The sequence below is a fragment of the Tissierella praeacuta genome, from assembly GCF_040396155.1.
GTDB lineage: Bacteria > Bacillota > Clostridia > Tissierellales > Tissierellaceae > Tissierella > Tissierella praeacuta_A.
The window spans coordinates 1-18,072 of sequence record NZ_JBEBOY010000035.1; the positions used below are offsets into that span (position 1 = coordinate 1).

14 protein-coding genes and 13 tRNA genes are annotated in these 18,072 nt (G+C 30.4%); 24 read left to right on the top strand and 3 right to left on the bottom strand.

The genetic code is table 11. The features are described 5' to 3' along the window. Nucleotides 1–72 precede the first annotated feature (72 nt). The 13 genes from ABWP20_RS14265 (at nucleotide 73) to ABWP20_RS14325 (ending at nucleotide 1,347) form a co-directional block, all read left to right on the top strand. Nucleotides 73–157, top strand: a tRNA-Tyr gene (locus tag ABWP20_RS14265). A 25-nt stretch (nucleotides 158–182) separates the two neighbouring features. After that, nucleotides 183–256, top strand: a tRNA-Gly gene (locus ABWP20_RS14270). A 16-nt stretch (nucleotides 257–272) separates the two neighbouring features. Beyond that, nucleotides 273–349: transfer RNA gene (locus tag ABWP20_RS14275), tRNA-Arg, on the top strand. Nucleotides 350–354: 5 nt separating this feature from the next. Then, nucleotides 355–431, top strand: a tRNA-Gln gene (locus tag ABWP20_RS14280). Nucleotides 432–449: 18 nt separating this feature from the next. Then, nucleotides 450–525 (top strand) — tRNA-Lys (locus ABWP20_RS14285). A 1-nt stretch (nucleotide 526) separates the two neighbouring features. Next, nucleotides 527–615: transfer RNA gene (locus ABWP20_RS14290), tRNA-Ser, on the top strand. Nucleotides 616–659: 44 nt separating this feature from the next. Further along, nucleotides 660–750, top strand: a tRNA-Ser gene (locus tag ABWP20_RS14295). A gap of 6 nt (nucleotides 751–756) precedes the next feature. After that, nucleotides 757–833 (top strand) — tRNA-Ile (locus ABWP20_RS14300). Between the two features lie 52 nt (nucleotides 834–885). Next, a tRNA-Phe gene (locus ABWP20_RS14305) sits at nucleotides 886–961 on the top strand. Nucleotides 962–975: 14 nt separating this feature from the next. Continuing rightward, nucleotides 976–1,052 (top strand) — tRNA-Ile (locus ABWP20_RS14310). 48 nt (nucleotides 1,053–1,100) lie between these two features. Then, nucleotides 1,101–1,175, top strand: a tRNA-Trp gene (locus tag ABWP20_RS14315). Between the two features lie 11 nt (nucleotides 1,176–1,186). Beyond that, nucleotides 1,187–1,259: transfer RNA gene (locus ABWP20_RS14320), tRNA-Val, on the top strand. Nucleotides 1,260–1,270: 11 nt separating this feature from the next. Next, nucleotides 1,271–1,347 (top strand) — tRNA-Ile (locus ABWP20_RS14325). 36 nt (nucleotides 1,348–1,383) lie between these two features. On the opposite strand, the gene ABWP20_RS14330 is transcribed toward ABWP20_RS14325, so the two are convergent. Continuing rightward, nucleotides 1,384–2,370, bottom strand: coding sequence for a ribonuclease H-like domain-containing protein (locus tag ABWP20_RS14330; protein ID WP_353096670.1), 987 nt, complete (start codon nucleotides 2,368–2,370; stop codon nucleotides 1,384–1,386). 130 nt (nucleotides 2,371–2,500) lie between these two features. On the opposite strand from ABWP20_RS14330, the gene ABWP20_RS14335 reads away from it, so the two are divergent. The 6 genes from ABWP20_RS14335 (at nucleotide 2,501) to ABWP20_RS14360 (ending at nucleotide 10,405) form a co-directional block, all read left to right on the top strand. Next, the gene (locus ABWP20_RS14335; RefSeq protein WP_353096671.1) at nucleotides 2,501–3,955 is read left to right on the top strand and encodes a hypothetical protein; all 1,455 of its coding nucleotides are present in this window, start codon (nucleotides 2,501–2,503) and stop codon (nucleotides 3,953–3,955) included. Nucleotides 3,956–4,743: 788 nt separating this feature from the next. Further along, nucleotides 4,744–6,120, top strand: coding sequence for a C4-dicarboxylate transporter DcuC (gene dcuC / locus ABWP20_RS14340; RefSeq protein ID WP_353096673.1), 1,377 nt, complete (start codon nucleotides 4,744–4,746; stop codon nucleotides 6,118–6,120). 20 nt (nucleotides 6,121–6,140) lie between these two features. After that, nucleotides 6,141–7,319, top strand: coding sequence for a MalY/PatB family protein (locus tag ABWP20_RS14345; RefSeq protein WP_353096675.1), 1,179 nt, complete (start codon nucleotides 6,141–6,143; stop codon nucleotides 7,317–7,319). Nucleotides 7,320–7,421: 102 nt separating this feature from the next. After that, entirely contained in the window at nucleotides 7,422–8,396 is a 975-nt protein-coding gene (locus tag ABWP20_RS14350; protein ID WP_353096676.1) for a tripartite tricarboxylate transporter substrate binding protein, read from the top strand. 45 nt (nucleotides 8,397–8,441) lie between these two features. Further along, nucleotides 8,442–8,876: a tripartite tricarboxylate transporter TctB family protein gene (locus ABWP20_RS14355; protein ID WP_353096678.1), complete on the top strand. Its 435-nt coding sequence runs from the start codon at nucleotides 8,442–8,444 to the stop codon at nucleotides 8,874–8,876. Between the two features lie 2 nt (nucleotides 8,877–8,878). Further along, entirely contained in the window at nucleotides 8,879–10,405 is a 1,527-nt protein-coding gene (locus tag ABWP20_RS14360) for a tripartite tricarboxylate transporter permease (RefSeq protein WP_353096680.1), read from the top strand. Nucleotides 10,406–10,519: 114 nt separating this feature from the next. On the opposite strand, the gene ABWP20_RS14365 is transcribed toward ABWP20_RS14360, so the two are convergent. Continuing rightward, the gene (locus ABWP20_RS14365; protein ID WP_353096681.1) at nucleotides 10,520–11,551 is read right to left on the bottom strand and encodes a hypothetical protein; all 1,032 of its coding nucleotides are present in this window, start codon (nucleotides 11,549–11,551) and stop codon (nucleotides 10,520–10,522) included. A 170-nt stretch (nucleotides 11,552–11,721) separates the two neighbouring features. On the opposite strand from ABWP20_RS14365, the gene ABWP20_RS14370 reads away from it, so the two are divergent. Then, nucleotides 11,722–12,783, top strand: coding sequence for a hypothetical protein (locus ABWP20_RS14370; RefSeq protein ID WP_353096682.1), 1,062 nt, complete (start codon nucleotides 11,722–11,724; stop codon nucleotides 12,781–12,783). A 145-nt stretch (nucleotides 12,784–12,928) separates the two neighbouring features. Here ABWP20_RS14370 and ABWP20_RS14375 read toward each other — a convergent pair whose 3' ends face one another. Further along, nucleotides 12,929–13,924, bottom strand: a complete 996-nt coding sequence (locus tag ABWP20_RS14375) for an asparaginase (RefSeq protein WP_353096684.1) — start codon at nucleotides 13,922–13,924, stop codon at nucleotides 12,929–12,931. 390 nt (nucleotides 13,925–14,314) lie between these two features. Here ABWP20_RS14375 and ABWP20_RS14380 point away from each other — a divergent pair, with 390 nt between their 5' ends. From ABWP20_RS14380 to ABWP20_RS14395, 4 genes are all read left to right on the top strand, one after another. Next, nucleotides 14,315–14,917, top strand: coding sequence for a lactate utilization protein (locus tag ABWP20_RS14380; RefSeq protein WP_353096685.1), 603 nt, complete (start codon nucleotides 14,315–14,317; stop codon nucleotides 14,915–14,917). A 20-nt stretch (nucleotides 14,918–14,937) separates the two neighbouring features. After that, the gene (locus ABWP20_RS14385; RefSeq protein WP_353096687.1) at nucleotides 14,938–16,092 is read left to right on the top strand and encodes a cysteine desulfurase family protein; all 1,155 of its coding nucleotides are present in this window, start codon (nucleotides 14,938–14,940) and stop codon (nucleotides 16,090–16,092) included. Nucleotides 16,093–16,096: 4 nt separating this feature from the next. Further along, nucleotides 16,097–17,263, top strand: coding sequence for a tRNA uracil 4-sulfurtransferase ThiI (gene thiI, locus ABWP20_RS14390; RefSeq protein ID WP_353096688.1), 1,167 nt, complete (start codon nucleotides 16,097–16,099; stop codon nucleotides 17,261–17,263). Nucleotides 17,264–17,526: 263 nt separating this feature from the next. Then, nucleotides 17,527–18,066 carry a helix-turn-helix domain-containing protein gene (locus ABWP20_RS14395; RefSeq protein ID WP_353096690.1) on the top strand — a complete coding sequence of 180 codons (540 nt, stop codon included), beginning with the start codon at nucleotides 17,527–17,529 and terminating at the stop codon, nucleotides 18,064–18,066. Nucleotides 18,067–18,072 lie beyond the last annotated feature (6 nt).

The window sequence follows — 18,072 nt, forward strand, 5'->3', positions numbered from 1 at the left end:
AGCAACTGACTTGTAATCAGTAGGTTGGGGGTTCAATTCCTCTCGCCAGCTCCAATAGTGTAGTTATTATATGGAAGAGTACCCAAGTGGCTAAAGGGGACGGACTGTAAATCCGTTAGCTAAGCTTTCACTGGTTCGAATCCAGTCTCTTCCACCATTAATTCTATTGGTTAAGTTAATATGCGGGTGTAGCTCAGTGGTAGAGCCCCAGCCTTCCAAGCTGGTTGCGAGGGTTCGATCCCCTTCACCCGCTCCATAAAAAAATATCCTATGCGCCTATAGCTCAGTAGGATAGAGCAACGGACTTCTAATCCGTGTGCCGGGGGTTCGAATCCTCCTAGGCGCGCCAAATGTTGGGGTGTAGCCAAGTCGGTAAGGCACTAGACTTTGACTCTAGCATTCCACAGGTTCGAGTCCTGTCACCCCAGCCATATAAACTAATTAAATATGATCCATTAGCTCAGTCGGCAGAGCACCTGACTTTTAATCAGGGTGTCCCGCGTTCGAGTCGCGGATGGATCACCATGGAGAGGTACCGAAGTGGTCATAACGGGGCGGTCTTGAAAACCGTTAGGGTGCAAGCCCACGTGGGTTCGAATCCCACCCTCTCCGCCAAATTTGACTTTATGGATGTTCGTGAGAACAAATATTTTTTATATGGAGAAGTACTCAAGTGGCTGAAGAGGCTCCCCTGCTAAGGGAGTAGGTCCTTCACGGGGCGCGAGGGTTCAAATCCCTCCTTCTCCGCCATGGTAGGGGCCTTTAGCTCAGTCGGTTAGAGCGCCCGGCTCATAACCGGTAGGTCCGGGGTTCGAGTCCCTGAAGGCCCACCATACCATACATATTGTAAAGTCGGTTTATATTTAGTAGTAACTTAATTAACGTGCCCGGATAGCTCAGTCGGTAGAGCAGTAGACTGAAAATCTACGTGTCGCTGGTTCGATTCCGGCTCCGGGCACCAGTTTTGTATTTTTGGGGCCTTTAGCTCAGTTGGTTAGAGCGCCCGGCTCATAACCGGTAGGTCCGGGGTTCGAGTCCCTGAAGGCCCACCATTAGTATAACTGGAAATAGTTTAATAAAAATAACTTAAGTTAGATTGTAGGGGTGTAGTTCAGTGGCAGAACGTCGGTCTCCAAAACCGAATGTCGTGGGTTCAAATCCTGCCACCCCTGCCAAGAAAGCTTATGGGCGCATAGCTCAGTTGGGAGAGCACCTGCCTTACAAGCAGGGGGTCACAGGTTCGAGCCCTGTTGTGCCCATTAAAATTTTGGGGCCTTTAGCTCAGTCGGTTAGAGCGCCCGGCTCATAACCGGTAGGTCCGGGGTTCGAGTCCCTGAAGGCCCACCATTATTGAAATAAAAAACAGACCTTTTGGTCTGTTTTTTATTTCAATAATGTATGTCTAAAAACTTCCATAAGTAAATTCTTAATATTATCAATACAATATTTCTTTTCAATCATTAATACTAAAATATTTGAAGGTAGTTTATAATTCAAAACATCCTTTAGATTATTAATATGTTCAATTTCAGAAGTATCTACATATATACATTTCTCTTCTTCAGTTAAATATCCATGCTTTAGTTCTATAGACATATGAAACTTACTTAAATTTTTAGTAGTAATAGTATAATTTTGTCCATAATATTTTATATTGTTAGTCAATAAAGGATTTAAAAGTCCATTAATATTTAACATGTCATTCTTTACTTCCATATCTTCAATTGTAAATTTTATAATTCTATTTTTTATTTCAATAGAGAAACTTTTTTTCAGGTCTAATACATCTAATATCATAATTATATCCAGCATATGGACAAGGTCATCGTAATTATGTTTTAGTATATTTTCTTTTAGTAATGTATTTTTAGATTTTAGGTAATCATAATAAAATCCAATACAATCATAACCAGAGTATTTATCTTCTCTATTGAACCCTAAACTACGTTCAATAGTTTTTAATTTTAGATTTGGAAGATTTAAATATGCCTTATTTTTTTTTACTATTTGATATAAATCAAAGGATTTTGTTCTATCAAAAATATAATCGATTCCATATTTTTTTAGACGACATTCTATAAATGGTAAGTCAAAAGATTCGCCATTAAATGTAATGATTTTATCAAAAGATGATAAATTAGCTATAAACTTTTCTAATAAATCTTGCTCTTTATCCATGGAATTAGCAAAATATTGATCTAATGTCCAGTTGCCAGTGCTAGAATCAAAAAACAAAAGTCCTATTAAATAAACCATATTACTATTCCTATTTAATCCAGTAGTTTCAATATCAATAAAACAAACTGTGTCCTTATTAAAATAATTACTTATATTTAAAGAATGAGAAATTATATTAGTTATAGTTTCCATAAATAATTCACCCTAAGCTTTCATTGTGTTATAATAATGATGTTGATATTTCAATTATACATTTAAATAGACATAAAATCAAAGATTGAATATAGAAGAATTCTAGTATTGAAAGGAGAAAAAGTTAATAATGATTAATATAGAAGAAAGTGTTTCTAAGATGTCTAATGAAGAGATAAGAGATAATATAATATCTTTAAATAAAAAGCAACTTAAATTTATTAAGGAGTCTAGTTATTTAAATGCTTTTAATGCAATAAATACACTTAGAAATAAATTAAAAGATAGAAGTAAAAATGAAAATAAGGGATTGATTAGTGAAATCAATTTATTGAACTACTATATAAATAAGATTATAAATCTATTGAACAATTCTATTTATAAATCAGATGAAAATAAAGATTTACAATTAGAGGAGATACTAGATATTAGGGAAGAAATATATGAATTATCTTCGATTATAGATGGATATAGTATAGAATTGTCTTATGTAGGGGAATTAGTAGACCAGTATGGGATTAAGATATTATCTAAAAAAGATTATGAGCATACACCCTATAATATTAAGAGGGTAGAAGAACTTATTGCCATAATAAATGATACCTTAGATAGATTTAAAGATAATTATTATAAATATATTTATGTTATTTCACAAATAATTTTAACCATGCCTATGAGATTGGTAAAAGAAAATTATTTCAATATATTAAAAAATACTCTGATGAGAAATTTAAGATTATATAATAAGGTTCAGGTCGAAAGTCAAATTAACGAGTATAAAAAGCAGTTTGATAGTTCCATAAGAGATGGATATGGCACTAAATTTGACTATTATTTTAGAGGGATTCAAAAGTTGAGAAATCTAGAGCTATCGGATAAAAATATAGATGAATTAGATTCAATAGTAAAAGAAATATTTAATTTGACAAATGAGATTAATGAAATATTTGATTTTATATTGAGATTAGGACTAGTAAGCAATATGGTTATAGTTATTAATTTAGCTGATAATATTTCAGTTTATGATGAGATTAATGAAATACATGAAGAATGGATGAAAACAATAACAAATGAAAATGATGTAAATAATCTTAAGAATACAGTCGAGGAAAAAATTAAAGAAATAGAAAAAGATATATTCGCAGATTTAGATGAATTTAATGCTTTAAACTCTGAGGCGTTAAAAAGAGAAGACTTCGATTATAAAGAATTAGATGAAGATTTACTTCATACTAAAAAGGTACTTACTTACTATAATGATACTAACCTATCAAACCATAAAGTATTATTTGAAGAAGATAATATGCAAATTACACAAGAATATTTAGATCAGATTATTGATTCTTTAATTCAGTATATTAATAGATCTTTGACTAAAATGGGAAATGTTGAGAGAAAGGTTAGAATGAGAAAGTTATTATCTAAGATAGAATTACCTTTCAATGGTATTGATGAATTTAATAATTATATTAGGTATTCTTTAGATAATAAAGTATTATCTAAGGAGGAAATCAATTTTACTATAGATTATATAAATTATTTCTTAGAAGATTTTATAAAAGAGCAATCTGCAGATAGAAGTTAATGTAAGATATAATTTTATTTGTGATAGGTAGAGTGAATCTTTAATCTTCATTAACTATAAAAATAAGATTAGTAAAACTGTTTTTTTATTGTATTAAAAAATAGATATTAAGTAATTTAACTAAATGTTAAAAACCTGCTAAAAGTATTTGCTTTTTAGCAGGTTTTTAACATTTTTATACATTTAATTTTGAATATACAAAATGACTCAAGGGATTTTTCTGTATAGTTTGCCCTTAATTTTCTATATGGTAGTGTAAGCAATTAACTGTAATAGTATAAATATATTTGTAAAAAAATACATTTATACTAAAGATAAATTTCAATATAATAGACCATTATTAGAAAAGGCTATTTTCCTACTGTTCCATATTGATTATTTTAATTTTACTATTACAATTGCCTATGGTAAAATTTATCATTAGAGACATTCTTATGGAAACATTCTTCTTTCTATATTTTTTAATGTTGAAAAGGATTAAATTACATAAATTAAAAATAAAGACTACAAATTCAACACTTATTTACTTATTCTCTTCATATAGACAATAGTATAATTATTGTCAAATCCCATTTTAAGATTAAGAAGACCATTAGTATAAGTAGTGATTTATTATTTTGTAATTAGATTGTATGGTGGATATGATACTTCATTTGCTATATATTTACAAGTCCTATTAACTATGGATGCAATCAATGATAGGGGTATTTGATATATCAGAATGGCTTAATATGTGAAATATATAGCAAATTAGTAAATAAATTATGTAGGAGGCAAATGGAGTAAATATGGAAGCAACATTATCAATTATTTTAACAATTATAGCAGTAATTATTACAGCAAGGTTTGTGTTAAAAAAGTTTAATCCCTCACTAGTATTTCTTGTATCAGGATTTATTATTTTAACAATATTAGCAGTATGGAAGGGGTATACTCCGTTGGGAGATTCTACTACAGGAAGCAAATTGTTAGATGTTTTTGCTTTTGCTGGTGATGCAACAAAGAAACAGTTATCAGGTGTAGGTAGTAATCTATTGCTAGTTGCAGGATATGCAGTATTTATGAATCATATTGGTGCAACTGATAAGTTAGCAGACACTATAACTAAACCTTTATCGAGAATCAAAAATCCATATATTGTAATGTTTTTAGTATTTGTAATAGGCGCATGTCTAAAAACTATGATCACAAGTCATATTGGATTAGTTTTATTATTGATGTCATCTGTTTATCCAGTTTTAATAAAATTGGGGATAAGTCCAATAAGTGCAGCAGCTACTTTACTTTTAACAGGCTTTCTTGATTGGGGGCCAAATGATGGGGCTGTAATATTTGCAGCAGAAACTGTAGTTGGTATGCCAGTAGTTAATTATGTAAAAAGCTATCAAGTATTACCAGCAATAATAACCATATTAGTGACGGGTATTGTTATGGTTATTCATTTTAAGAGGGAAGATGAGAAAGGCATAAATATAGATATAGACCGAGTAGAGGTAACTTCAGAGAAATTGAATTCAGAGTCATTGCCAAGAATATATGCTTTTTTACCAGCAATTCCTCTTTTATTAGTAGTAAGTTTTTCATTTCAGAAGCAAGTTAAAATGGATGTATTTACTGCAAATGTATTAGGATTAATTATAGCTTTTATAATAGAAGGAATTAGAACAAAAAATTGTGAAGTTATTGGAGAGGATTTAAAAGTTCTTTTTCAAGCTATGGGAAATAGTTTAGCAAATATAGTATTATTGATTATCTCTGCAAGTATTTTTGCACAGGGACTTATTGCCCTTGGTGGATTTAATATACTGGCTGAAAAGTTAGCTGAATTTAAAGGTGCTCAATTGTTAACCGTTATTGCTTTTACAGCATTGACTTTTTTTGGAGTAATAATTTTAGGAAATGGAAATGCAACATGGTTTTCATTCGGTCCTTTGGCAGCGAATTTAGCACCAGCAATTGGACTTCAAGCATATCAATTAGGTGTTCCAATGCAGATGTCAGCAAGTATAGGAAGATGTTTATCACCTGTCGCAGGTGCAGTTTTAACTACATCAGGATTGTCCAAAATTACTGCAGAGGATTTAATAAAGAGGGTATCAGTACCAATTGTTGCGGGAGCTTTGACTAATTTAATTGCTTCTTATATTATTCATGTAGTTTTGTAGATTAGGAAGGGATGATAAATTTGGAAAAACTAAAACATAATTTTGATGAATATAATGAAAGAAGAGGGTCGGATAGTAAAAAATATGGATCAGGAGATTATAAAGAAGATGTTTTACCTATGTGGATAGCAGACACAGATTTTAGAGTTCCTGAACCAGTTGCAAAGGCAGCTGTAGAAAGAGCTAGTCATGAACTATATGGATATCCATATAATCTTTCTGAATTCAATATTGTAGTAAAGAATTGGATGAAAAAGAGACATAATTGGGATATAAAAGAAGATGATGTAGAGTTTGTTCATGGAGTAGTTCATGGAGCTTTATATACATTGGAAGCATTTACCCATCCTGGAGATAAAGTAGTATGCTTAACACCATTATTCGGTCCCTTAAAGGAAATTGTAGTCGATAATGGAAGACAAATTGTTTCAAGCTCCATGATAGAAGAAGATGGTTATTATACAATTAATTTTGATGACCTAGAAAAGAAGATGAAAGATCCGAGAGTCTCTATGTTCATTCTATGTAATCCTCATAATCCAGTGGGAAAAGTTTATACCAAAGAAGAATTAGAAAGAATAGGAGACATATGTATTAGAAATAATGTTGTAGTTTTTAATGATGAAGTACATGCTGATATTATTTATAAAGGAAATCATCATATTTCATTTCCAAGTATTAAAAAGGAATTTGCAGATATTACAGTAACAGGTATGAATCCGGGGAAAACATTTAATGTTGCTGGGGCAAGGACTGCAGCAGTTATTATCCAGAACAAGCATATGATGGATAAGTTCTTAATTGCAAGAAAAAATGCTAAAGCATTAGGAAGAACAGTATTTGGTCAGGCTATATTTATAGCATGTTATAGAGATTGTGAGTATTACGTAGATCAATTGGTAGAATATCTTGAAGCAAATGTTGACTATGTTAAAGATTATATTAAGAATAATATTCCAGAAATTTCATTTAGGAAACCTGAAGGAATGTTCTTATTATGGTTAGATTGCAGAAAACTTAGACTAAATCAAAATGAATTAGTTAAATTGTTTACGGATGTTGGCAAAATAGCAATGAACAGTGGTACAAGCTTTGGTGAAGAAGGGACTGGCTTTATGAGACTTAATATTGCAGTTCCAAGATCTGTAGTTGAAGAAGGAATGTCAAGAATTAAAAAAGCAATTGATTCTTTAAGCTAAAAAAATTTTAGAAATGATTTTAATGAGAAAGTGGAGGAATCTCTCCACTTTCTGCATTAAAAATATATTTTTGTAGTTTTATGGATATTTTGGAGGGGTTAGATGAGAAAAAAATTAGTATTCATAGCAATAATATTATCAATTATCTTAGTAATTATATCTTATGGTAAATCGGATAATAAAAATGATGTTTTTCCATCAAAGAATATTAAAATCATAGTTCCATATGGTGCTGGAGGTGGAGTTGATATTACAACAAGGTTATTTGTAGGAGCAGGAAAGAATAACAGTTTATTAAAGGAGCAAAGTTTTATTGTGGAAAATATAAGTGGTGGTGGGGGAGCTGTTGGACATACTAATGCGTATAAGGCAGAACCAGATGGATATACCATAATCGCTTATACTAATGCTGTTGTAAATAATCCTATATTGAAAGATGTTATATATAATAAGGATGATTTTAAAACTTTAGCTATGGTATGTTTTGATCCAGAGATATTAGTTGTACCTCCAAATTCAAAATTTAATAATCTTGATGAGTTTATAGAGTATGCTAAAAATAATGATATTAAAATTTCTACCCCTGGACATTCAACTTCTCATCATATAGCAGCTTCTTTACTGGCTAAAGAACAGAAGCTGAAGTTCAAATATCTTCATAATGATGGTGCATCTGTACAACTTCAACAATTAATGGGCGGACATTGTGATGCAGCATTTATGAGTGTTGGGGAAACTGTATCTCAGTTAAGAGATGGCAGTATTAAAGCACTAGGAGTAATGAATGAGAATAGAATTCACATTATTGATGATATTCCAACCTTTAAAGAAAGAGATATAGAATTGGTTTATGGTGCTTATCGCGGCTATGGTTGTTCCAAGGATGTACCTGAAGAAGAATATAAATTATTAAGAGAATTATTTGAAGAAATAGCTTCTTCAGATGAATTTATTAAGATTATGGAGGACACGGGAATTCCTTACTGTTTTAAGAATTCTATTGATTTTCAAAATTATGTGGAGGATGCATCTAAGGAGATAGAAGATATAAAGTTTTTACTTAGGGATAATAAATAATTTTTTATTATCTCAATAATTTAATCTAGGCGGTGAAAATATTAAATGAGTGATAAAAAAGTGGAATATATATTGCCTATTATTATGATACTATTATCTTTTTTTATTATAATTGAAAGTAGACAATATGGGAGTGAAGAGATTTTTCCTACTATGATAGGAGTTCTACTATTGTTTAGTTCAATAGGTGTAATAATTGATATTATGAGAATTAAAGAGTCTCATATTAAGAAGATTAATTCTAATATTATTAGACCAATAATTGTTCTTCTTGCATTAATAATATATACATTGTTACTTGAGAGCGTTGGATATATTGTTATTACATTATTACTAGGTATATTCATTACTTATATATTAGGATATAGAAATATAACTATAAATATTTTAGTTTCAACTTGTGCGACTTTTAGCATATATTTTATCTTTAAAATATTATTACAAGTACCGTTGCCAAGTTTGTTTAATCAGTGGAGGTAATCATGAATAATATTTTATTAGGTCTAGAAGCATTATTACAACCTTTGCCTTTAATAGGATTGTTTTTAGGGAGTATGATAGGTTTAATTGTAGGTTCTTTGCCGGGGCTAAATGATAGCATAACTATGGCAGTATTAATACCTATTACTTTTGGCATGGATTCAAAATTAGCTTTTTGCTTGCTAATTGGCATATATTGTTCATCATCTACAGGTGGTTCAATTCCAGCAGTATTACTAAAGATTCCAGGTACTGCTTCTGCTATGGTGACTACGCTAGACGGTTATCCTATGTCAAGGAAAGGCAAAAGTGGAGAGGCATTAGGAATTGCTCTATTTTCTTCGTTCTTTGGAGGAATGGTAAGTGCAATACTTTTACTATTATTATCGCCTATTTTAGCTAAACAAGCACTAAAATTTGGACCTCCTGAGTATTTTATGCTTTCATTATTGGGTATGAGTACAGTTATTGGAATGTCTGGTGATAGTATTGCTAAAAACTTGATCTCTATGTGCGTTGGACTTTTTATTAGTATGATTGGTATGAGCATGCAAACCGGAGTTTCAAGATTTACTTTTGGCAATCCTTATCTTTTAGATGGAGTTTCTTTAGTCCCAATGTTAATAGGTTTATTTGGAATAACTTCTGTATTGGAATTAGTTGAAGGCTTAAATAATAAAGTAGATTTTGATAAATTTAGAATAGAATATAAGAAAGTTAAAACTATAATTCCAGATAAAGAACTTAAAAAACGACTATTAGCAACTTGGATTCAATCTAGTTTGATAGGAAACGTTATAGGAATTATTCCTGGAGCAGGAATGGTTATGGCTATATTTATTGCTTATGATCAGGCAGTTAAACAAAATCCTAACTATGAATTTGGTACTGGCATTCCAGAAGGTATTGCTGCACCAGAATCTTCTAATAATGCGGTTGTTGCAAGTTCTATGGTACCATTGCTCTCTTTAGGGGTTCCCGGTAACTCTACATCCGCTTTATTTTTAGGAGCTTTGACAATTCAAGGATTAAGGACGGGACCGAGTTTGTTTTCTGATCATCCGGATATGGCTTATTTAATAATATTTGGATTTTTAATAGCAAATCTTATTATTTTGCCAATGTCATTGATTTATTGTAATTTCTTTGCTACTAATATTTTAAGAATAAAGCAAGAAATACTTAGTGCAATTATTATTATGTTATGTGTTACGGGCGCATTCTCTGTCAATAATAGTGTATTTAATATTGTTATTATCATAGTATTTGGAATTATAGGTTACTTTTTTAATAAGTTCAATATTCCAATATCATCATTAATATTAGCAGCTGTTTTAGGAAAAATGATGGAGAGTAATTGGATTCAAAGTATGGTTTATGCTAATGGTTCATTAAAAATATTTACTACTAGACCTATTAGTCTGATTTTACTACTTCTCACTATTGCTTTTATGATTATACCAGTATTAAAAAAGATTAAAAGAAGAAATAGCATTTGTGACACAGAAAGTAATGAAAGATGTTCATAATAAAATTAATTGTATGTAAAGAGTAGCTGCTATCTGATTATAATATTTGCTGGAATTGGAGAATGTAGGTTGTTTTAAATAAGAATAAAAAAAGGTGCTAATTAAGCACCCTTTCTATTCTTCAACATCAACTATATCTTCATAACACTCTTCTGATTCTAAACTTCTAAATCCTTTTCTGCAACCACCTGAACGACTAGATCTTTCTGAATCTGCGGTATCGCAAACATTATCAACGCTTCCAATACTATCTTCATCTATTTGCCTTGGGAATAGAGTTGGGAAAGTAGTACAAATTGGTGAAGTTTCTGGTGATAATTCAGTGAAGCCTGTTGAAAGTACACATAATTGAACTGGAAGTATTATTTTCTTTTCGCAGGATATACAAATTGCAATGATTAAGTCTATTCTTATTTCTCCAGTTTCTGGGTTTATACGTATATCTCTAGCAATACTATTAGTTCCTAATCTTGTTTCACATAAAATGTTACAGAATTCAGCAAATCTAGGTAAGAAAGCTGAATCAAATACTGAAGGTATACATAGTTCAAAGAAGTTGGTTAGCACTATAGGTGCATTAGCTGATGCAATAGGAACATTAGCTGATAATGTAATAGTACTTCTTCTTCCGTTGGCATTTAAAACTAAAACATCAATTTCTACTAGTACATTTCCTCTTAAACAAATTCTTTGAGTACCAAATACTGGAGTACCTCTTCCTTCATCATCGCATATAGTTGTGTCAGCGAATATTAACTTTTGGTTTGACATTCCATCTGGTCCTACTACCTCTACAAAGTGTCCATGAGCATCTCTAACAAATTCTCCGCCTGAAAGAACTGTTTCGGGATCTATAACTAAATTGCGAGGATCATTAATATTAGCAGGGTTGAAAAATTTTCTACATCTAATATCTATGACTCTTATTATCCTTGAACCTAGAGGTAAATTTGGTGTAAATCTTACATTGCTGACAGTACTTAAAGCTTGTAAGTTTACAAGGGTTGCATCATAAACTTTTTGCACAAATACTGGCTCAGTTACTACCCTTCTTAGGGTACCATCCCATTCACAACCTGTAGTTCCAACGCAACATCTATCAGTGATACTCTGGGTAAGGTCTTCTGGTAATATATTTGAATGCATTATATTTCCTCCTTTTAAATAAGATATTTTCCCTTCTCAATGATAATATATTCTATTGGTTATTATTCTGTTACAAATAAAAACGGTAATATAAGAGAGTATAAGATAATATCTATTACTATAGAGAGATTCTAATATTTTATTAAGAAAGACAAGAAGGTGGTGTTTAAATGGGTTTTTTTACTGATAAATGGACTATTGCTGAAATTGATTCAAAGAATATTATTTTAGTTAGAGAATCAAAAGATAATATTTTACTGGAAAAGGTTATTGGAGATGTAAGTATTAATAGTAGGGAGATTATAGCTAAAAATGTCCTCGAAGAATATGATATCGCCATTGATTCAAAGAACAATATTTACATATTATATCAAAATAGAGAAGGACATCTTATTTTAGACGTATTGGGAGAAAAGAAAAATGAAGAAATACAGCTTACTACAGAAGGATTATCAGAAGTTTTTGATTTGAATATTCTAATAAAAGATAATATAATTCATATATTTTATTTAATAAATGTAGTAGATGACAGAGAAAAATACAGAATTTATCATTATTATTATAAGGAAAATAAGTGGAACAATCATATTGTGGAAGAAATCAGCACAAATGGAGTATTAAACCCTATTAAATTAACTCAGGCAGATAATAATATTTTATTATCATATTATATAGATAGTAAAAAAATAGGTTTAAAGAAATTTAATATTGATAAATTAGAATGGGATAATAAGATTATCCTAGTTGATACAGAGAATGATAAATTATTTTTAGATATTTGTAAAATGGATGATATTATACATTTAACCTATTGTGAATATATAGATGGTAATTTAGTAATAAAATACAATAAATTGTATTATGAGAATGGAGAATATATAAAGTACAGTGAAGAATCTATATCTAATGAAGGAAGTCCGTCTCATCCTAATATAATATTTTTTGAAAATAAACTGTGGATTACTTGGGTAGAATTAAATAAGATAATGAGCAGATTTAGTGAAGACAAAGGTCAATCTTGGAATGATAATATATATATGTGGAATGATTCCAGAGATGTAGATTTTGTTAGATATAAGTATTTAACCATGATGCCAAAGGATGATATTAAGTTACAATATTCTTTTGGAAGTATATATCCAGACATAAGATTTATGGGGTTTGGTCCTTTAGATAATATAACGGAGGTACCAGTAAAAAAAAAGAGATTAATGACTATGCCAAGGATTTAGAATTAAATATAGAAAATTTAAATAGAAAAGTTAAAGAGTTAGAACAAAATATAGCTGAAATTATAGACTTTTTAAATCGTAGAATTAGAGGAGGATATAGAAAATAAGGAAAAAGGTTTCAATATACCTTTTTCCTTTTAAATTATTAATTAAATATATTTTGTTCAATTATTTCTTTAATTTCATTCATATTTTTTGTTAATCCTAAAGCTAACATAAGCTTTATTCTTACTTTTTGTCCAGGTAAATTTCCACCAAAGATTACACCTAATTCACGTAAATGTTTACCCCCCCCTTCATATCCATAGGAATCCAATACCCTGCCTGTAGGGCATCGAGATACCATAACAACAGGAATATTTTGACTAAGGGCTTTTTTAATTCCTGGTATCATTTGTGGAGGAAGATTTCCTCTGCCTAATGCTTCAATAACTATACCTTTATAGTTAGACTCTATATAAAAATCTAATATATCAGAGTCCATACCTGGTACAGATTTTATTAATCCTACTTTTTCCTCTATAATATTAGTATCAATTAATTGATGGGATAGAATATCTCTATAGAATATAACTTCATCATTATCTACGATTCCCAAGGGACCAAATTCTGGAGACTTAAAAGTATCTAGGGATAATGTATTAGTCTTAGTAACTTCACTAGCAGCATTTACTTCATTATTCATTACAACTAAGACACCTTTGTTTTTAGCTCTATTGGAGATAGCAGTACATATAGCAGCAGAAAGATTGCTGGAGCCGTCATATCCAAGTTCAGAGCTATTTCTCATGGCTCCTACTACAACTACAGGCTTGTCTGTTTTAATCCTTAAATCAAGGAGATAAGCAGTCTCCTCTAGGGTGTCTGTACCATGAGTTACTATAACTCCTGTAATATCTCCTCGAGCTAGGATTTGTTTAACTAAATCAGCTATTTCCATCATCATAGATGGAGTTAAGTGGGGACTAGGTATATTTGCATAGTTAATTATTTCAATTTCAGAAAACTTTTCTATATTTGTAACCATACTAATAATTTCTTCAGAAGTTAAGGCAGGTATAGCTGCATGAATACGAGGATCAATTTTCATAGAAATAGTGCCTCCAGTAAATACTATGGCTACCTTATTTTTATTAGACATATTATATACCTCCAATTAATTATATTAAAATTTAAGTACAATACTAATATAGCATACTTTGGGAGTTTATAGAATAAAAGAAATAGTCATATATAAAAATGCATAAAAAAAAGACTCCTAATGGAGTCTTCACCCGTTTTGGATGTAAATAAACCGTTCAAAAGGGGTATTGGGAATAGAGATCTTATTTGAGGTTACCAGGGGGATAACCACATTTAAATTATAGCAAATGCCGACAAAATATGCAAGACTTTTTTTGAAAAAATCATTTTTACGACAAGAAGTCTACATAATATATTGATATATATTAGATTTATTATTTCTCTTTAATATAATATATAAATCCTGTATAATAGTATAAAAGGAATAGTAACTATAGGAGGATTTAAGATGGATAATAGATTTTTAGAATTAGAAAAAGTATTATCAAAAAATGGATTCATGGTAAAATCATTTAATAATATTTTAGAAGCGAAAAAAGAATTATTATCTGAAATAACAAAAGAGGAATCTATAGGCATAGGCGGGTCTATGACTATCCAAGATATGGAAATATATGAAGAATTAAAAGATAGAGGAAATGAAGTTTACTGGCATTGGAGAAAAGACGTTGAAAATGCGGCTATGAAAGCTATAAATGCAGATACTTATATTACTAGTACCAATGCTTTAACTATGGATGGTAAACTTGTTAATATGGATGGAAATGGAAATAGAGTTGCGTCCATGATATATGGACATAAGGATGTATATATAGTTACTGGAAAAAATAAAATATGTAAAGATTATGCTGAAGCTAGAGAAAGAATAAGAAATATTGCAGCGCCAATGAATGCCAAAAGATTAAATCTTAGTACTCCGTGTACACATACTGGAAAATGTATGGACTGTGCTTCACCACAAAGAATTTGCAAGGCAGAAGTTATAATCCATAAAAAACCTGGAGCAACTAATATTCATATTTATCTAGTAGATGAAGAGCTGGGATACTAATTAAAAGAGGTGTATGATATTTGATTTATTTGGATAATTGTTCCACAACAAAGCCAAGGGAAGAGGTTATAAAAGTTATTATTGAAAGTATGAATGATGATTTCGGAAATCCTTCATCCCTTCATAGACTTGGTATGAGGTCGGAAAAGAAAATAAAAGAAGCTAGAGATTATGTTGCTAAATATTTAGATGTAAATATTAATGAGATTTATTTTACTTCTGGAGGTACTGAAAGTAATAATATTGCCATCCAGAGTATTGTAAATAAGTTTAGCAAAAGAGGAAAACATATAATTACTACTAAAATTGAACATTCATCCGTGTTAAACATAATGAGAAACTATGAAAAGCAAGGTTTTGATGTTACTTATTTAAATGTAGACAGTTCTGGCTATATATCTTTGGAAGAATTGAAAAATGACATTAGAAAAGATACAATTTTAGTAGCTGTAATGCATGTCAATAATGAAATAGGTGCTATTCAACCTATATCTGAAATAAAGAAGGTTATTAACTCAGTAAATCCTAATGTATTATTACATGTCGATGGAGTTCAAGGATTTGGAAAAGTGAATATAGCTTTAAAGACATGGGGTATAGATAGTTATTCATTTAGTGGGCATAAAATTTATGGACCAAAAGGAACAGGAGGTCTATTTATAGATAAAAAACATGTTCTTGCTCCTATAGTTTTTGGTGGAAATCAAGAGAGAGGTTTAAGGTCGGGAACTGAAAATCTAACAGGTATTATTGGTTTTGGTGAAGCAGTAAGAATAATGACAAAGAATTTTAAAGATGAATCGAGCCATGTATTTAAACTTAAGGAATATTTTGCAAACAGAGTAAAGGAAGAGATTGAAGATATAAAATTTAATACTTCCTTAGATGAAAAATCTTCTCCATATATATTAAATATATCCTTTAATCATGTTAGAGGTGAGGTACTTCTACATTATTTAGAAGATAAGGATATTTATGTGTCCACTTCTTCTGCATGCTCATCAAAAGGTACAGAAAAGAGCCATGTTCTTAGAAGTATATGTCTAAAAAACGAAGAATTAGAAGGAGCAATAAGGTTTTGTTTCTCCTATGAAAATACTTTTGAGGATATGGAAACTACAGTTCAGGTATTAAAGGAATCAGTATCTGAGATTAGACAAATAACTATGAGGTGATTAGGTGGATAAAGTACTATCTGTAAGTCTAGGTGAAATTGCTCTAAAGGGACTAAATCGAAAATATTTTGAGGATCAGTTAATTAAACATATGAGAAGAGCAATAAAAGACTTAGGATTTGAAAAGATATATAAAGAACAGGGAAAAATCTATATAGATGCAGAAGAAACTAAATTTGAACAGATGATAAATAGATTGAGAAAAGTATTTGGGTTGGTATATATAAGTCCATGTACTAGAGTTGATAAAAATGTAGAAGATATTGAAAAAGCTGTGCTTGAAATGGTGAAAGAAAAAATTGAAAAAGATAAGATAAAAACATTTAAGGTTGACACCAATAGAGCAGATAAAAATTTTCCAATAAAATCACCAGATTTTTCTAAGCAAATGGGAGGAATCATACTTAAAGCTTTTAATGAACTAAATGTAGATGTTCATAATCCAGATACATTAGTATATATTGATATAAAGCAAAATGCATATGTTTATACAGATAAGATAAAAGGACATGGAGGTATGCCGATAGGCACTAACGGTAAAGGTCTATTACTTTTATCTGGAGGCATAGATAGTCCAGTAGCTGGATTTCTAATGGCTAAAAGAGGAGTGGAGATATCAGCAGTTCATTATCATTCTTATCCTTTTACTTCGGAAAGAGCTGAAGAAAAGGTTAAAGAGCTGGCTGCCATTTTATCTAGATATACCGGTAGTATAAAGATATATAGCGTAAATTTATTGGATATCCAAAAAGAGATAAATGCTAAATGTCCGGAGAAGGAAATGACAATTTTATCTAGAAGATTTATGATGAGAATAGCTGAGAGAATAGCTGAGAAACAAAATTTAAATGCTTTAATAACTGGAGAGAGTCTAGGGCAAGTAGCCAGTCAGACAACTGAGGGGATTAGTGTAACAAATTCATCAGTAAAATTGCCTGTATTTAGACCATTAATAGGTTTAGATAAAATAGATATAATAGAAATAGCAAGAGATATAGAAACTTTTGAAACATCTACTCTTCCATTTGAAGATTGCTGTACGGTTTTTTTACCTAAACATCCTGTTACAAAACCAAAGATAGAAGATATTGAAAAATCAGAGGAAGCATTAGATGTAGATTATCTTATTGATAAAGCAATAGAAAATATGGAAGTATATGTAATAGAATAATAAGAACAATTTAATAATTTATTTCAATAAACTAGTATTTAATGCTAGTTTATTTTTTTTATACACAAAACTTAGTATATTAAACTTGGAATATTCCATATATTATATAAATGGGTATAATACAAAGACAAAAGAGAAATAAAAATTATAAAAATCTATTGACTTTTATTATGGATTTTGACTATAATATGATAGTTAGAAAAAAGTTTAGTAAAGATAAACTAATTATTTAATATATGGTTAGTCATACAGGGGGCGTATTTATGAAAATTGGTGACAAAATAAGAAGGATGAGAATACAGAATTCTCTTACTCAAGAGGAGTTAGCCGATAGGTCGGAATTAACTAAGGGATTCATATCTCAAGTAGAAAGGGATCTAACATCTCCTTCAATAGCTACCTTGGTTGATATTTTAGAGGGGCTTGGGACGAATTTACAGGAATTTTTTAATGAATCTGTTGATGAAAAAATAGTTTTCTCAAAGGATGATGCCTTTGAAACAGAGAATGAAGAATTAAAATATGTTTTAAAGTGGATTGTACCTAATGCACAGAAAAATAAAATGGAGCCAATTCTTTTAGAATTAGAACCTGGAGGACAGTCAAAAGAAGATACACCTCATGAAGGAGAAGAATTTGGATATGTTATAAGTGGAAGTATTTTTGTTTATATAGGCAGAGAAAAGTATAAAGTTAGAAAAGGCGAAAGTTTTTATTACAAGGCTAATTCTAATCATTATATATCAAATGAAGGCAAGACAAAGGCCTCAATTATTTGGGTGAGTACACCGCCTAGTTTTTAAAGATAA

Bases quoted from the DNA above. Each gene is read 5' to 3' on its own strand.
- ABWP20_RS14330 (WP_353096670.1), bottom strand. From the start codon at position 2,370: ATGGAAACTATAACTAATATAATTTCTCATTCTTTAAATATAAGTAAT.
- ABWP20_RS14335 (WP_353096671.1), top strand. From the start codon at position 2,501: ATGATTAATATAGAAGAAAGTGTTTCTAAGATGTCTAATGAAGAGATA.
- dcuC (WP_353096673.1), top strand. From the start codon at position 4,744: ATGGAAGCAACATTATCAATTATTTTAACAATTATAGCAGTAATTATT.
- ABWP20_RS14350 (WP_353096676.1), top strand. From the start codon at position 7,422: ATGAGAAAAAAATTAGTATTCATAGCAATAATATTATCAATTATCTTA.
- ABWP20_RS14355 (WP_353096678.1), top strand. From the start codon at position 8,442: ATGAGTGATAAAAAAGTGGAATATATATTGCCTATTATTATGATACTA.
- ABWP20_RS14360 (WP_353096680.1), top strand. From the start codon at position 8,879: ATGAATAATATTTTATTAGGTCTAGAAGCATTATTACAACCTTTGCCT.
- ABWP20_RS14365 (WP_353096681.1), bottom strand. From the start codon at position 11,551: ATGCATTCAAATATATTACCAGAAGACCTTACCCAGAGTATCACTGAT.
- ABWP20_RS14370 (WP_353096682.1), top strand. From the start codon at position 11,722: ATGGGTTTTTTTACTGATAAATGGACTATTGCTGAAATTGATTCAAAG.
- ABWP20_RS14375 (WP_353096684.1), bottom strand. From the start codon at position 13,924: ATGTCTAATAAAAATAAGGTAGCCATAGTATTTACTGGAGGCACTATT.
- ABWP20_RS14380 (WP_353096685.1), top strand. From the start codon at position 14,315: ATGGATAATAGATTTTTAGAATTAGAAAAAGTATTATCAAAAAATGGA.
- ABWP20_RS14395 (WP_353096690.1), top strand. From the start codon at position 17,527: ATGAAAATTGGTGACAAAATAAGAAGGATGAGAATACAGAATTCTCTT.